This is a genomic window from Streptomyces sp. NPDC014891 (assembly GCF_043081085.1).
Taxonomy (GTDB): domain Bacteria; phylum Actinomycetota; class Actinomycetes; order Streptomycetales; family Streptomycetaceae; genus Streptomyces.
On the sequence record NZ_JBIBWF010000002.1, the window covers coordinates 178,297 to 192,558 of the forward strand.

At 73.8% G+C, this 14,262-nt stretch carries 13 protein-coding genes; 11 read left to right on the plus strand and 2 right to left on the minus strand.

The features are described from left to right. The first annotated feature begins 18 nt into the window (after positions 1 to 18). The 6 genes from ACF09E_RS05435 (at position 19) to ACF09E_RS05460 (ending at position 6,496) form a co-directional block, all read left to right on the plus strand. Positions 19 to 1,275 (plus strand): prenyltransferase/squalene oxidase repeat-containing protein, encoded by a 1,257-nt coding sequence (locus tag ACF09E_RS05435; RefSeq protein ID WP_392203995.1) that lies wholly within the window; start codon positions 19 to 21, stop codon positions 1,273 to 1,275. Then, positions 1,272 to 1,997 carry an SCO2322 family protein gene (locus tag ACF09E_RS05440; RefSeq protein ID WP_392203996.1) on the plus strand — a complete coding sequence of 242 codons (726 nt, stop codon included), beginning with the start codon at positions 1,272 to 1,274 and terminating at the stop codon, positions 1,995 to 1,997. The genes ACF09E_RS05435 and ACF09E_RS05440 overlap by 4 nt, the downstream gene beginning before the upstream one ends. 66 nt (positions 1,998 to 2,063) lie before the next feature. Next, a complete protein-coding gene (locus ACF09E_RS05445; protein WP_392203997.1) occupies positions 2,064 to 3,224 on the plus strand; it encodes an energy-coupling factor transporter transmembrane component T in 1,161 nt (386 codons plus the stop codon). Then, a complete protein-coding gene (locus ACF09E_RS05450; protein ID WP_392203998.1) occupies positions 3,221 to 4,915 on the plus strand; it encodes an ABC transporter ATP-binding protein in 1,695 nt (564 codons plus the stop codon). The genes ACF09E_RS05445 and ACF09E_RS05450 overlap by 4 nt, the downstream gene beginning before the upstream one ends. Beyond that, positions 4,912 to 5,808: an ECF transporter S component gene (locus ACF09E_RS05455; RefSeq protein ID WP_392203999.1), complete on the plus strand. Its 897-nt coding sequence runs from the start codon at positions 4,912 to 4,914 to the stop codon at positions 5,806 to 5,808. Before ACF09E_RS05450 ends, ACF09E_RS05455 begins: the two co-directional genes overlap by 4 nt. Before the next feature lie 286 nt (positions 5,809 to 6,094). Further along, positions 6,095 to 6,496: a transglycosylase SLT domain-containing protein gene (locus ACF09E_RS05460; protein ID WP_361850501.1), complete on the plus strand. Its 402-nt coding sequence runs from the start codon at positions 6,095 to 6,097 to the stop codon at positions 6,494 to 6,496. Between the two features lie 98 nt (positions 6,497 to 6,594). Here ACF09E_RS05460 and ACF09E_RS05465 read toward each other — a convergent pair whose 3' ends face one another. After that, positions 6,595 to 7,764 (minus strand): steroid 3-ketoacyl-CoA thiolase, encoded by a 1,170-nt coding sequence (locus ACF09E_RS05465; protein WP_392204000.1) that lies wholly within the window; start codon positions 7,762 to 7,764, stop codon positions 6,595 to 6,597. 228 nt (positions 7,765 to 7,992) lie between these two features. Between ACF09E_RS05465 and ACF09E_RS05470 the strand changes: the two genes are divergently transcribed. From ACF09E_RS05470 to ACF09E_RS05490, 5 genes are all read left to right on the plus strand, one after another. Beyond that, positions 7,993 to 9,258 (plus strand): cytochrome P450, encoded by a 1,266-nt coding sequence (locus ACF09E_RS05470; RefSeq protein WP_392204001.1) that lies wholly within the window; start codon positions 7,993 to 7,995, stop codon positions 9,256 to 9,258. A gap of 91 nt (positions 9,259 to 9,349) precedes the next feature. Next, positions 9,350 to 10,444: a DUF2330 domain-containing protein gene (locus ACF09E_RS05475; RefSeq protein WP_392204002.1), complete on the plus strand. Its 1,095-nt coding sequence runs from the start codon at positions 9,350 to 9,352 to the stop codon at positions 10,442 to 10,444. After that, the gene (locus ACF09E_RS05480; RefSeq protein WP_392204003.1) at positions 10,441 to 11,109 is read left to right on the plus strand and encodes an O-methyltransferase; all 669 of its coding nucleotides are present in this window, start codon (positions 10,441 to 10,443) and stop codon (positions 11,107 to 11,109) included. The genes ACF09E_RS05475 and ACF09E_RS05480 overlap by 4 nt, the downstream gene beginning before the upstream one ends. A gap of 156 nt (positions 11,110 to 11,265) precedes the next feature. After that, positions 11,266 to 11,601 (plus strand): antibiotic biosynthesis monooxygenase family protein, encoded by a 336-nt coding sequence (locus ACF09E_RS05485; protein ID WP_392204004.1) that lies wholly within the window; start codon positions 11,266 to 11,268, stop codon positions 11,599 to 11,601. A gap of 50 nt (positions 11,602 to 11,651) precedes the next feature. Then, the gene (locus ACF09E_RS05490) at positions 11,652 to 12,137 is read left to right on the plus strand and encodes a GNAT family N-acetyltransferase (RefSeq protein ID WP_392204005.1); all 486 of its coding nucleotides are present in this window, start codon (positions 11,652 to 11,654) and stop codon (positions 12,135 to 12,137) included. A gap of 29 nt (positions 12,138 to 12,166) precedes the next feature. Here ACF09E_RS05490 and ACF09E_RS05495 read toward each other — a convergent pair whose 3' ends face one another. After that, a complete protein-coding gene (locus ACF09E_RS05495; RefSeq protein ID WP_392204006.1) occupies positions 12,167 to 14,239 on the minus strand; it encodes a DHA2 family efflux MFS transporter permease subunit in 2,073 nt (690 codons plus the stop codon). Positions 14,240 to 14,262 lie beyond the last annotated feature (23 nt).

The window sequence follows — 14,262 nt, forward strand, 5'->3', positions numbered from 1 at the left end:
GCCGCAGGAGAGGGCCCCATGAACACCGTCCGCCGCGGCGCCACCGCGCTCGCCGCCGCCACCGTCCTGCTCTGCACCGGAGCGGCCGGGGTGGCGGGAGCAGCCACCGCCGCGCCCTCCCCCACCCCCTCTCCCGCCGCGGTCCCCGACGGTCTGTACGGCACGAAGGACCCGACGTACGACGGGGTGTGGCGGCAGTCGCTCGCCTTCCTCGCCCAGCGCGCCACCGGCTTCCAGCCCTCCGACGAGGCCGTGCAGTGGCTGCTCGGCCAGCAGTGCGCCGACGGCTCGTTCAGCTCCTTCCGCGCGGACGCCGCCGCGCCCTGCGACGCGAAGACCATGCGGGACAGCAACGCGACCGCCCTCGCCGTGCAGGGCCTGCGCGCGGTCCGCAAGCAGTCCGCCTCCCCCGAGACCGTCGACAAGGCCGTCAAGGCGGGCTCCGACTGGCTGCGCACCGTGCAGAACAAGGACGGCGGCTGGGGCTACAGCCCCGGCGGCCCCAGTGACGCCAACTCCACCTCGGTCGTCGTCGGCGCGCTCGCCGCCACGGGCGTGCGGCCGGGCTCCTTCACCTCCGCCGAGGGCCGCACGCCCTACGACGCGCTGCTCACCTTCGCGCTGCCCTGCTCGGACAAGGAGGGCCCGGGCGCCTTCGCGTACCAGCCCGACAAGGCCGGGAAGCTGCTCGCGAACGCCGACGCCACCGCCGCGGCCACCCTCGCGGGGCTCGGCAAGAGCGTCGTCGCCACCAAGGCCTCGCCCGAGCAGCCGCCGGTCTGCAACGACCTGTCGAAGCCGACGGTCGAGCGGGCCGCGCTCAACGGCGCCTCCTACCTGGCGAAGACGCTCGGGAAGACCGGCCACCTGAACCTGCCGCCGATGCCGGGCGCCGCCGACACCGCCGAGCAGCCGGACGTCGGCAACACCGCCGACGCCGTCGTCGCGCTCGCCGCCTCGGGCGCCTCGCAGGAGGCGAAGCCCGCCCTGGAGTGGCTGGAGAAGAACTCCGCCGCCTGGGCGAAGGAGGGCGGCCCCGCCGCGTACGCGCAGCTGATCCTGGCCGCGCGGGCCATGGAGACGGACCCGCGCGAGTTCGGTTCGGCGGACCTGGTGGAGCAGCTGAACGCCACCGGCCCGGCGCCCAAGACCCCCGACACCTCGGCCTCCTCCACGAGCGACGACGAGGGCGGCTTCGACATCTGGTGGATCATCGGCATCGGCACGGTCGTCGGCGTCGGCATCGGCTTCCTCGTGAGCGGCCGCAGGAAGTGACCGGCGCGCGAGGGGACGGCGCGCGAGGGCCCGCCGCCCGGGGCCGCGGAGGCCGTGCCGCGGGAGCCGCCGCCGGGGCCCTGCTGGCGCTCTCCGCGGTCGTCGCCGCGGCGGCCCCGGCCCAGGCGGCCGGCTACCGCTACTGGTCGTTCTGGGAGAGCGGCGGCGGGTCGTCCTGGTCGTACGCCACGCAGGGTCCGGCGACCGCCCGCCCCGCCGACGGCGACGCCGTCGGCTTCCGCTTCGCGCTCAGCGGCGGCACCGACGACACCTCGCGGCCGTCCGCCGCCCCCGACTTCGCGAAGATCTGCGGGGACGTGGCGGAGAAGGACGGCACCAAGCGGGTCGCGGTGGTCGTCGACTTCGGCGGCCCGGCGGACGCCCCGCCCGGCGAGGCCCCGCCGGCGCGGCCGGTCGAGACCGGCTGCGCGCAGGTCGGGGCCGACGCGACGGCCGCGGAGGCCCTCGCCGAGGTGGCGAAGCCGCTGCGGTACGACGGCGCGGCGATGCTGTGCGGGATCGCCGGCTACCCGGCGCGCGGCTGCGGCGAACCGGTCGCGGAGAGCGGCGGCACCGACGGGACCGCGAAGACCCCGGCGCCGAGCGCGTCGGCGGCGGCCGACGGCGAGGGGGGCGGCCCGTCCTTCGGCGTGCTCGCCGGCGGAGCGGCCGTGCTGGTCCTGGGCGGCGCCGCGGTCTGGAAGGCCCGCCGGCGCGGATGAGCCGCGCCGCGAGCCCGGCCTGACCGCCGTGACGTCCCCCGCTCCCCGGACGAAGACGAGCCCCGTATGAAGGTGAGTACCGCCCTCCGCGCCCCGGAGGCGACCCGGTCCAACGCCCTGCACGCCGGTGCGTGGTGGGTGTGGGCGCTCGGCCTGGCCGTCGCCGCCTCCCGCACGACGAACCCGCTGCTGCTCGGCATGCTCGTGGGCGTCGCGGGCTATGTGGTGGCGGCCCGGCGCACGGACGCGCCCTGGGCCCGCTCGTACGGCGCGTTCGTCAAGCTCGGCCTGTTCGTGGTGTTCCTGCGGGTCGTGTTCTCGCTGCTGCTCGGCTCCCCGATCCCGGGCACCCACCTGCTGTTCACCCTGCCCGAGGTGCCGCTGCCCGACTGGGCGCAGGGGGTGCGGATCGGGGGGCGGGTCACGGCCGAGCAGCTGGTGTTCGCGCTGTACGACGGCGCCAAGCTGGCGACCCTGCTGATCTGCGTGGGCGCGGCGAACTCGCTGGCCAACCCGGCGCGGCTGCTGAAGTCGCTGCCGGGCGCGCTGTACGAGGCCGGGGTCGCCGTGGTCGTGGCGATGACGTTCGCGCCGAACATGGTCGCGGACGTGGTCCGGCTGCGGACCGCCCGGCGGCTGCGCGGCCGTCCCACGGGCGGGGTGCGGGCGGTCCTGCAGATCGGCCTGCCGGTCCTGGAGGGGGCCCTCGAGCGGTCGATCGCGGTCGCGGCGTCGATGGACGCCCGCGGGTACGGGCGCACGGCCCACGTCCCCGCCTCGGTGCGCCGGACCACGAACGCCCTGACGCTGGGCGGGCTGCTCGGGATCTGCGCCGGGTCGTACGGGCTCCTCGCGGCGGAGGGCGCCGGGTACGGGCTGCCGCTGCTGGGGGTGGGGCTGCTCGCGGCCATGGCGGGGCTGCGGCTCGGCGGCCTGCGGACGGTCCGCACCCGGTACCGGCCGGACCGCTGGGGCGTACGGGCCTGGCTGGTCGCGGGCTCCGGGGTGGCGGTCGCGGTCCTGATGATCTGGGCGAACGCGTACGCGCCGGAGGCGCTGCACCCGGGAGTGGTGCCGCTGGAGGCGCCGGAGCTGCCGCTCTGGCCGGCGCTGTCGGTCCTGGTGGGTCTGCTGCCGGCGTTCACGGCCCCCGTACCCGCTCCCCTCCGGGGGCCCGCGGCCGATCCCGGTCCCGGGACGGCGTCCGCTGCGAAGGAGAAGGCGTGATCCGCTTCGAGAACGTCTCGGTGACCTACGAGGGCGCCGAGCCGACCCTGCGGGATCTGAGCCTGACCGTCCCCGAGGGGGAGCTGGTCCTGCTCGTCGGCCCCTCGGGCGTCGGCAAGTCGACCCTCCTCGGCGCGGTCTCCGGCCTCGTCCCGCACTTCACGGGCGGCACGCTGACCGGCCGCGTCACGGTCGACGGCCGCGACACCCGGACCCATCCGCCGCGCGAGCTGGCGGACGTGGTGGGGACGGTCGGCCAGGACCCGTCGGCGCACTTCGTCACCGACACGGTCGAGGACGAGCTGGCCTACGGCATGGAGTCCCTGGGCCTCGCCCCGGGCGTCATGCGCCGCCGGGTCGAGGAGACCCTGGACCTGCTGGGCCTCGCGGAGCTCCGCGACCGCCCGATCGCCACGCTCTCCGGCGGGCAGCGCCAGCGGGTCGCGATCGGCTCGGTCCTGACCCCGCACCCGAAGGTGCTGGTCCTGGACGAGCCGACCTCGGCCCTCGACCCGTCGGCGGCCGAGGACGTCCTGGCGGTGCTCCAGCGGCTGGTGCACGACCTGGGCACCACCGTGCTGCTCGCGGAGCACCGGCTGGAGCGGGTGGTGCAGTACGCGGACCGGGTGCTGATGCTCCCGGAGGGCGTGCTGGGCTCCCCCGCCGAGATCATGGCCCTCTCGCCGGTGCACCCGCCGGTGGTGGGGCTGGGCCGGCTGGCCGGGTGGGAGCCGCTGCCGCTCTCGGTGCGGGACGCGCGCCGGCGGGCCGGAGGCCTGAAGGAGCGGCTGGCGGGACGGGTCCCCGAGGGGGCCGCGCCGGCCCCCGCTCCGCCCGTCGACGGCGGACCGCGCCCCCGGCCCTCCGGCGGCGGGAAGGAGTGGGGCGGCCTGCCGTTCCTGCGCCGCCGCCCCCGGCCCGCGGCCGCCCCGGCCGCGTCCCCCCTCGTGCTGACCGAGCGCCTCGGTGTGCGGCGGGGCCGCGTGGAGGCCCTGCGCGCCGTGGACCTGCGGGTCCGGGCCGGCGAGACCATCGCCCTGATGGGGCGGAACGGCGCCGGGAAGTCCACGCTCCTCTCCACCCTCGTCGGCATGATCGCCCCGACCTCCGGCTCCGTCCTGGTCGGGGGCCGCACCCCGCACGGCACCAGCCCGCGCGAGCTGATCCGGCAGGTCGGCCTGGTGCCGCAGGAGCCGCGCGACCTGCTGTACGCGGACACGGTCGGCGCGGAGTGCGCGGCGGCCGACGGGGACGCGGGCGCGGCGCCCGGGACCTGCCGGGCCCTGGTGTCCGAGCTGCTGCCGGGCGTCGCGGACGACACCCATCCGCGGGACCTGTCGGAGGGGCAGCGGCTGGCCCTGGCGCTCGCCGTGGTGCTGACCGGCCGGCCTCCCCTGCTTCTCCTGGACGAGCCGACCCGCGGCCTGGACTACGCGGCGAAGGCCCGGCTGGTGACCCACCTCCGGGCGCTCGCCGCCGACGGACACGCGATCGTCCTGGCGACGCACGACGTGGAGCTGGCGGCCGAGCTGGCGCACCGGGTGGTGATCATCGCCGACGGCGAGGTGGTGGCGGACGGGCCGACGGCCGAGGTGGTCGTCTCCTCCCCCGCGTTCTCGCCGCAGGTGGCGAAGATCCTGGCGCCGCAGCCGTGGCTCACGGTCGAGCAGGTGGAGGGGGCGCTGCTGTGAGCACCCGCCCCGCCCGCCCCGCCCGCCCGCCCCGGCCCGCCCGCCCGGTCCGGCTGGGGCCCCGCTCCGTCACGGCGCTGGCCCTCGTCTCGCTCGTCGGGCTGTTCGCCTTCTGCTGGCCCCTCTTCGCGGACGCCGGTTCCGCCGTGACCTCGCACGCCGGGGACGCGCCCTGGCTGTTCGCGGCCCTGCTGCCGCTCCTGGTCGCGGTGGTCGTGGCGACGATCGCGGACTGCGGCATGGATGCGAAGGCGGTGGCGATGCTGGGCGTGCTGGCCGCCGTCGGCGCCGCCCTGCGGCCGCTGGGCGCGGGCACGGCCGGCCTGGAGCCGATGTTCTTCCTGATGGTGCTCAGCGGCCGGGTCCTCGGGCCGGGCTTCGGGTTCGTCCTCGGGGCGGTGACGATGTTCGCGTCGGCGCTGCTCACCGGGGGTGTGGGGCCGTGGATGCCGTTCCAGATGCTGTCGATGGGCTGGTTCACCATGGGCGCCGGGCTCCTCCCGGGGCCGTGGCTGCGGGGCCGGGGCGAGCTGCTGATGCTGTCCGCGTACGGGTTCGTGGCGGCCTTCGCGTACGGCACGATCATGAATCTGCAGGGCTGGGTGCTGCTCCAGGGCCTGAGCAGCGGCATCTCCTTCCAGCCGGGCGCGCCGCTGCACGAGAACCTGGTCCGCTTCCTGGCCTATGTCACCGCGACCTCCCTGGGCTGGGACCTGGGGCGGGCCGTCCTCACCGTGGTCCTCACCCTCACCGTCGGCGGCACGCTCCTGAAGGCGCTCCGCCGGGCCACGCGGCGGGCGAACTTCGAGGCCCAGGTCACATTCGAGGGCCCCGGGAGGTCCTCCCCGGGTGAGCCGCCCCACAGGACCTACGTCACGTACGACGCGGAATAGTAGTCGGGCGGTATCGGAGCAAACCGCCCACTACCGGGCATGACCTGCGGAAACATCCCGTACTCCCTCCGCGGGACCTCCTGCCCGGGTCCGAACCTTCCTCGTACAGGGGGTCGTTGCATCGGCGTTCCGGCCCTGCTTGTCTGGTGGACGTCGCCAGGCAGCCGGTGCTCACCGCAGCGCCTCGGACGGCCGGTTCCCCCCAGTTCCCGGGTTCCCCGGGCTCTGGTTCCGGCTTGCCGAAATCGCCTGACGCCGTCCTGGTCCCCGAAGTTAGGTAGAGATCTTGATCCGCTCGATCACCACCCGTGTCGCCGCCCGCAAGAAGACCCTCGCCGCCTCCGCGGCCGTGCTGCTGAGCGCGTCGGGTGCGGTCCTCGGCACGACGGGCGCGGCCTCCGCCGCCAGCCCGCAGGACATCGCCCGGCAGATCGTCCCCGCCTCGCAGTACGCCTCCTTCAGCAAGATCGTCTCGCACGAGTCCGGCTGGAACCACAAGGCCACCAACTCCGCCAGCGGCGCCTACGGCCTCGTCCAGGCCCTCCCGGCCTCGAAGATGTCCTCGGCCGGCTCCGACTGGAAGACGAACCCCGCCACCCAGATCAAGTGGGGTCTCAACTACATGAACGAGCGCTACGGCTCCCCGAACGCCGCCTGGTCGTTCTGGCAGACCCACGGCTGGTACTGAGTCACCCGCCGCACCGCGCTCACCCGCAAGGCCCCGCCTCCCGTCAGGGAGGGCGGGGCCTGCGGCGTCTCCGGACGCTTCCGCGCTCTCCCGGGACGCTAGAGCCGCTGGATGATCGTCCCGGTCGCCACGGCCCCGCCGGCACACATCGTGACCAGGGCGAACTCCTTGTCGGTGCGTTCCAGCTCGTGCAGGGCCGTGGTGATCAGCCGGGCGCCGGTGGCCCCGACGGGGTGGCCGAGGGCGATGGCACCGCCGTTGACGTTCACCTTCTCCAGATCCTGGTCGAAAACCTGGGCCCAGCTCAGGACGACCGACGCGAAGGCCTCGTTGATCTCGACGAGGTCGATGTCCCGGAGCGACATCCCGGCCTTCCCGAGGACGGCGCGGGTGGCGTCGATCGGTCCGTCGAGGTGGAAGTGCGGGTCCGCGCCGACCAGGGCCTGGGCGACGATCCGGGCGCGGGGCCTGAGCTTGAGGGCGCGGGCCATGCGCTTGGAGGCCCACAGGATCGCGGCGGCGCCGTCGGAGATCTGGGAGGAGTTCCCGGCGGTGTGGACGGCCGTCGGCATGACCGGCTTGAGGCGGGCGAGGCCCTCCATGGTGGTGTCCCGCAGGCCCTCGTCCCGGTCGACGAGCCGCCACATGCCCTGCCCGGCCGCCTGCTCCTCCTCCGTGGTGGGGACCTGGACGGCGAAGGTCTCGCGCTTGAAGCGCTCCTCGGACCAGGCCCGCGCGGCGCGCTCCTGGGAGAGCAGGCCGAGGGAGTCGACGCGCTCGCGGCCGAGGCCGCGGTGGCGGGCGATGCGCTCGGCGGCCTCGAACTGGTTGGGGAGGTCGACGTTCCACTCGTCGGGGAAGGGCTTGCCGGGCCCGTGCTTGGATCCGGAGCCGAGCGGAACGCGGGACATGGCCTCGACTCCGCAGCTGATCCCGATGTCGATGACGCCGGCCGCGACCATGTTGGCGACCATGTGGCTCGCCTGCTGCGAGGAGCCGCACTGGCAGTCGACCGTGGTCGCCGCCGTCTCGTAGGGGAGGCCCATGGTGAGCCAGGCCGTGCGGGCGGGGTTCATGGACTGCTCGCCGGCGTGCGTGACGGTGCCGCCGACGATCTGCTCGACGCAGTCGGCGTGGATGCCGGTGCGCCCGAGGAGTTCCCGGTAGGTCTCGCCCAGGAGGTAGGCGGGATGGAGGTTGGCGAGCGCGCCTCCGCGCTTGCCGATGGGGGTGCGTACGGCTTCGACGATGACGGGTTCCGCGGCCATGAGCTCGTCCTCTCCTCGACCGGACGGGGCGTCCCGGCATCCCGTCGGTCGGCGTCACGGGGGAACTAGTACGCGTTCTAGTTCTGAGTGCAGTCTTATGACTGCTACCGCGGGTACGCAAGGGTCCGGGAGGCAACACTTCCCGTTCCAGGCCTTGCTACTTGTAGAACTCGTTACTAACTTTCCCGGCAACTTCTGATGGTCCATCAGATATGGAGAGTGTTGCCGATGGCCGCCTGCCCCCACCTCCCCGACGGGCGTCTTCCCGAGGGGTTCGACGCCACCGACCCCGACCTGCTCCGCGACCGCGTCCCGTTCCCGGAGTTCGCCCGGCTGCGGCGGACGGCGCCCGTGTGGTGGTGCGCCCAGCAGCCCGGCGTCACGGGCTTCGCGGACGGCGGGTACTGGGCCGTCACGCGCCACGCCGACGTCAAGTACGTCTCCACGCACCCCGAGCTGTTCTCCTCGAACGAGAACACGGCCGTCATCCGCTTCAACGAGCACATCTCCCGGGACCAGATCGAGGTACAGAAGCTGATCATGCTCAACATGGACCCGCCCGAGCACACCCGGGTCCGCCAGATCGTCCAGCGCGGCTTCACCCCCCGGGCCGTCCGGAGTCTGGAGACCGCGCTGCGCGACCGGGCGCACGCCATCGTCGCCGAGGCCCGCGACGGCGCGGACCCCGACGGCACCTTCGACTTCGTCACCCGGGTCGCCGTCGAACTCCCCCTCCAGGCCATCGCCGAACTCATCGGAGTCCCCCAGGAGGACCGTTCCCGCATCTTCGACTGGTCGAACAAGATGGTCGCGTACGACGACCCGGAATACGCCATCACCGAGGAGATCGGCGCCGAGGCGGCGATGGAGCTCATCGGCTACGCGATGAACATGGCCGCCGCGCGCAAACAGTGCCCGGCCGCCGACATCGTCAGCCGGCTCGTCGCCGCCGAGGGCGAGGGGAACCTCTCCTCCGACGAGTTCGGCTTCTTCGTGCTGCTGCTCGCCGTCGCCGGGAACGAGACCACCCGCAACGCCATCAGCCACGGCATGCACGCCTTCCTCACCCACCCGGACCAGTGGGAACTCTTCAAGCGGGAACGGCCGGCGACCGCCGCCGAGGAGATCGTGCGCTGGGCGACCCCCGTCGTCTCCTTCCAGCGGACCGCGACCCAGGACACCGAACTCGGCGGCCAGAAGATCGCCAAGGGCGACCGTGTCGGCCTCTTCTACTCCTCCGCCAACAACGACCCCGAGGTCTTCACCGCACCCGAGCGCTTCGACATCACCCGCGACCCGAACCCCCACCTCGGCTTCGGCGGCGGCGGACCCCACTTCTGCCTGGGCAAGTCCCTCGCCATCAAGGAGATCGAGCTGATCTTCCACGCGATCGCGGACGCCCTGCCCGACCTGACCCTCGTCGGCGAACCGCGCCGGCTGCGGGCCGCCTGGCTGAACGGCGTGAAGGAACTCAGGGTCCGCGCCGGGGCCTGAACGAGCGGAGGGACGGGCCGGGGCCTGAACGAGCGGAGGGACGGGCCGGCCGCCGGGGAACCGGAACCTCCGCCGGCACGTCCCACCCCGCATGCGGGGGACACACAGAATCCTGACCACCATCGTCGCGCTGCTCGCGCTCCAGCTCGGCTCGCTCGTCGCACCGGCGTACGCCTGCGGCTGCGGCGCCATGATCCCCACCGCGGACCAGCGCATCGGCGTCGACCGCGAGGAGTCGGCCGTCCACTGGGACGGCCGCACCGAGACCGTCGTCATGCGCTTCAACGTCCACGGCAACGCCTCCCAGGCCGCCTGGATCATGCCCGTACCGCGGCGCGCCGACGTCACCCTCGGCGAACCGGAGCTCTTCGACGCGCTCGACCGGCTCGCCGCCCCCGAACAGCGCGACCGCACGTACTTCTGGCCGCGCACCGGCGACTGGCCGTTCGACACCGGCCACGGCGACGGCTCCGCCGCCGGCGCCCCGCCGCCCGGCGCGAGCGGGGTCGGCGTCGTCGGACGCGAACGCCTCGGCCCCTTCGACGTCGCCCGGCTGACGGCGACCGACCCGAAGGCCCTCGGCACCTGGCTGCGCACCCACGGCTTCGCGCTCCCCGAGCGGCTGACCGACGCGCTCCAGCCCTACGTGGAGCGGAGGTGGGAGTACGTCGCCGTCCGCCTCGCCCCCGAGGAGGAGAACACCGTCCTCCGGGGCGAGCTGACCCCGCTCCGCATCACCTTCAGCTCCACCGAACTCGTCTACCCCATGCGGCTCTCACGCCTCGCCAGGAGCTCCCAGAGCCTCGGCCTCTCCATCCTCTCCGAGCACCGGATGGAGCCCCGCTCCGCCATCGGCGGGGACGCCCCCGAGGTGACGTTCGCCGGCCGGATCGAGAGGCCCGACGGCGCCGTCGCCCGGCTGGCCGGGGACCGGCCGGTCCACCTCACCGTCCTGGAGCAGGAGTTCCCGCACCCGGAGCGGATCGACGACGACCACCACCTGCGCGCCGTCGCCGACACCCCGTACCGGCGGGTCGAGTACACCGACCGGCTGCTCACCGTCGCCGGCGGAATCCCCGTGTGGCTGCTGACCGTCGGCGGCGGCCTGCTCCTCGCGGCGCTCCTGGCCGCACGGGTCGCACGGCGCCGCCCGGCATCCGGGACCGGTGTACGTTCGGCGGCATGACGAACCCTCAGTGGAACGAAGTCGACGCCTACTTCACCGATACCATCGCCCCCGCCGACGAGGCGCTGACCGCCGCGCTCGACGCCTCCGCGGCGGCCGGACTCCCCGAGATCGCCGTCGCCCCCAACCAGGGCAAGCTGCTCCAGCTGCTCGCCCGGATGCAGGGCGCCCGGAACATCCTGGAGATCGGCACCCTCGGCGGCTACAGCACGATCTGGCTGGCCCGCGCCCTGCCCGCCGACGGCCGGCTCATCACCCTGGAGTACGACCCGGCGCACGCGGACGTCGCCCGCGCCAACATCGCCCACGCCGGCCTGGACAAGCTCGTCGAGGTCCGGACCGGCGCCGCCCTGGACAGCCTGCCCGTCCTGGAGGCGGAGGGCGCGGGCCCGTTCGACCTGGTCTTCATCGACGCCGACAAGGTCAACAACCCGCGCTACGTGGAGTGGGCCCTCCGGCTCTCCCGCCCGGGCACGGTGATCGTCGTCGACAACGTGGTGCGCGGCGGCAGGATCACGACGCCGGACCCGGACGACCCGGCGATCACCGGCACCCGCGCACTCTTCGAGCTCGTCGCCGCCGAACCCCGCCTGGACGCGACGGCCGTCCAGACCGTCGGCACCAAGGGCCACGACGGCCTGCTGCTCGCCCGCGTCGTGAGCTGACGTCCCGCAGCGCCCGCGTACCCGGCCTCCGAGGACGGGGGGCGGCGCGGCCGGTGCCCCGTCCTCACATCGCCTCGACCGGCGGATGTACGAGACTGCACGTATGCGATCAAGGCTCGGCACAGCGCCCGGCCCGTGCTTCCCGAGAGGTGTCAAGTGCCCAGTGTGGTGAAGATCAACGTCCTGACCGTGCCGGCCGAGCAGCGTGAGGTCCTGGAGAAGCGGTTCGCCTCGCGGGCCGGGGCCGTCGAGGGGTCCGACGGATTCGAGTGGTTCGAGCTGCTGCGTCCGGTGGAGGGCACCGACCAGTACCTCGTGTACACGCGCTGGCGCAGCGAGGAGGACTTCCAGGCCTGGATGAACGGCTCCATGAAGGCCGCGCACGGGGGCGGCGCGGACGGTTCCGAGGACGGCGAGCGGCCGAGGCCCGCCGCCTCCGGATCCACCCTCTGGTCCTTCGAGGTCGTCCAGCAGGCGTCCCCGCGGGCCTGACCCCCGCCGCCCGGAAAACCGGGCGCGCCCCGGGCCGTGCGCGCCGCACAATGGCGCGCATGACCTGGACCTTCTCCCCCGAACACGTCGACACCCCGGACGCCGCCGCGCTGCGCCGCGACTACCTGGACGACGTGGCGAGCCGCTACTGGAAGCGCCCCGTGACGCGGGAGGAGCTCGACGAGGGCCTCACCGGCGACGGCGCCGAGCTGCTGACCCCGCCGACCGGCCGGTTCCTGGTCGCGCGGTACGGGGGCGAGCCGGCCGGCTGCGGCGGCGTCCTCCTCCTCGACGGGGACCGCGCCGAACTGACCCGGGTCTTCCTGCGGCACGCCTTCCGCGGCCGGGGCGGCGCGGGCGCGCTCCTGGCCCGCCTGGAGGACGAGGCGCGCGGGCTCGGCGCCCGCCGGATGGTCCTGAACACGCGCCTCGACCTGGTCGAGGCGCGCGCCCTGTACACCCGGCACGGGTACGGCGAGATCCCGGCGTACTGCACCGGCCCGTACATGGACATCTGGTACGGCAAGGACCTCTGAGGGCTCCCGTCCCGCGGGGCGCCCGGGGGTCAGGAGCGGGAACCGCCGGGCGGGTCCGGGTCGTGGGGCCGTTCGGCGTCCGATCCGCTGAGTTCCGCGGTCAGTTCCTCGACGAGTTTCACCAGGTCGGTGGGCCGGTCCGGTCCCCACCAGTCGCCGAGCAGCTCGGCGAGGGACTCCTCGCGGGCCGCGGCGAGCCGGGTCGCCGCCCCCACGCCCTCCTCGGTGAGGATCAGCTGGGTGCCCTCCCGGAGGACCAGGCTCCGCTCCTCCACCTGGCGTGAGGCCCGGGTGATCACCTCCAGGGGCACCGGCACGTGCTCGGCGAGCCGGACGGGTTCGACGGTGCCGTGGCGGCGGATCCGGAGCAGCAGCCAGCTCGCCGCGGGCAGCAGGTCGAGCCCGGCGCGGGCGGTGATCTTCTCGTAGACCGCCTTGCGGCCCTCGCGGGAGCCGAGGACCGACAGGGCGCGGGCGCACTCCTCGTACGAGGAGCGCTCGACCGGGTTGGACGCGAGCGTCTGGCTGGTGTCGGGCGCGGTGACCGAGCCCCGCAGCTTGTCCTCCTTGAGGAACCAGGACACGACGAAGGCGACCAGGACGACGGGCGCCGCGTACAGGAAGACGTCGGTGATGGACGTGGCGTACGCGTGGAGGACGGAGGGGCGCAGATCCGCCGGGAGCCGTGCGACCGTGCGCGGGTCGGCGGCGACCTGCTCGGGGCCGATGCCGGGCGGCAGGGCCCGACCCGCGGCGGTGGCGGCGGTGAACACCTCGTCGAGTTTGCCGGTGAGCCGGCCGGTGAAGATCGTGCCGAAGACGGCGACGCCGAACGACGCCCCGATGGAGCGGAAGAACGTGGCTCCGGAGGTGGCGACGCCGAGGTCCGCGTACGGGACGGAGTTCTGCACGACCAGGACGAGGACCTGCATCACCAGGCCGAGGCCGGCGCCGAAGACGAAGAAGCAGACGCTCATCTCCCAGGTGGAGCTGTTCTCCGTCAGCCCGTGGAGCAGGAGCAGTCCGATGCAGGTGACGGCGGTGCCCGCGATCGGGAAGACCTTCCAGCGGCCCGTGCGGGAGACGATCTGCCCGGAGCCCGTCGACATGATCAGCATGCCGGCCACCATCGGCAGCATGTGCACGCCCGACATGGTGGGCGTGACGCCCTGCACGACCTGGAGGAAGGTCGGCAGATAGGTCATGGCTCCGAACATGGCGAAGCCGACGACGAAGCTGATCACCGCGACCAGGCTGAACGTCCGGATCCCGAAGAGCCTGAGCGGGATGACGGGCTCGGCCGCCCGTCGCTCGACCCGCACGAAGCAGACGAGCAGGACCGCTCCGAGCACGGCGAGTCCGATGATCTGCGGCGAGTCCCAGGCCCAGGTGGTGCCGCCGAGCGAGGCCACGAGGACCAGGCAGGTGGCGACGGAGGCGATGAGGAAGGTGCCGAGGTAGTCGATGGTGTGCCGGGTGGAGCGGACCGGGATGTGGAGGACGGCGGCGATCACGAAAAGGGCGACGATGCCGATGGGCAGGTTGATGTAGAAGACCCAGCGCCAGGAGAGCTGCTGGGTGAAGACCCCGCCGAGCAGCGGACCGAGGACGCTGGTGGTGCCGAAGACGGCGCCGAAGAGGCCCTGGTACTTGCCGCGCTCCCGGGGCGACACCAGGTCGCCGACGATCGCCATCGACAGGACCATGAGGCCGCCGCCGCCGAGGCCCTGGATCGCGCGGAACGCGATGAGCTGCGGCATGTTCTGGGCGATGCCGCAGAGCGCGGAGCCGATGAGGAAGAGGACGATCGCCGCCTGGAACAGCTTCTTGCGCCCGTACTGGTCGCCGAGCTTGCCCCACAGCGGGGTGGCCGCCGTGGACGCCAGCATGTACGCGGTGACCACCCAGGACAGGTGCTCCATACCGCCGAGCTCGCTGACGATGGTCGGCAGCGCGGTGGAGACGATGGTCTGGTCGAGGGCCGCCAGCAGCATGCCGAGGAGCAGCGCGCCGATCGCCACCAGGACGGTGCGGTGCCCCTGCCCCTGCCCGGGCCCCGGGGCGCCGCCGCCGACCTCGGAGGGGCTGACGTGCTGGGCCATGGGCGCCTCCTCGGGGCGTCGCG

Bases quoted from the DNA above. Each gene is read 5' to 3' on its own strand.
- ACF09E_RS05435 (WP_392203995.1), top strand. From the start codon at position 19: ATGAACACCGTCCGCCGCGGCGCCACCGCGCTCGCCGCCGCCACCGTC.
- ACF09E_RS05445 (WP_392203997.1), top strand. From the start codon at position 2,064: ATGAAGGTGAGTACCGCCCTCCGCGCCCCGGAGGCGACCCGGTCCAAC.
- ACF09E_RS05465 (WP_392204000.1), bottom strand. From the start codon at position 7,764: ATGGCCGCGGAACCCGTCATCGTCGAAGCCGTACGCACCCCCATCGGC.
- ACF09E_RS05470 (WP_392204001.1), top strand. From the start codon at position 7,993: ATGGCCGCCTGCCCCCACCTCCCCGACGGGCGTCTTCCCGAGGGGTTC.
- ACF09E_RS05475 (WP_392204002.1), top strand. From the start codon at position 9,350: ATGCGGGGGACACACAGAATCCTGACCACCATCGTCGCGCTGCTCGCG.
- ACF09E_RS05480 (WP_392204003.1), top strand. From the start codon at position 10,441: ATGACGAACCCTCAGTGGAACGAAGTCGACGCCTACTTCACCGATACC.
- ACF09E_RS05490 (WP_392204005.1), top strand. From the start codon at position 11,652: ATGGCGCGCATGACCTGGACCTTCTCCCCCGAACACGTCGACACCCCG.
- ACF09E_RS05495 (WP_392204006.1), bottom strand. From the start codon at position 14,239: ATGGCCCAGCACGTCAGCCCCTCCGAGGTCGGCGGCGGCGCCCCGGGG.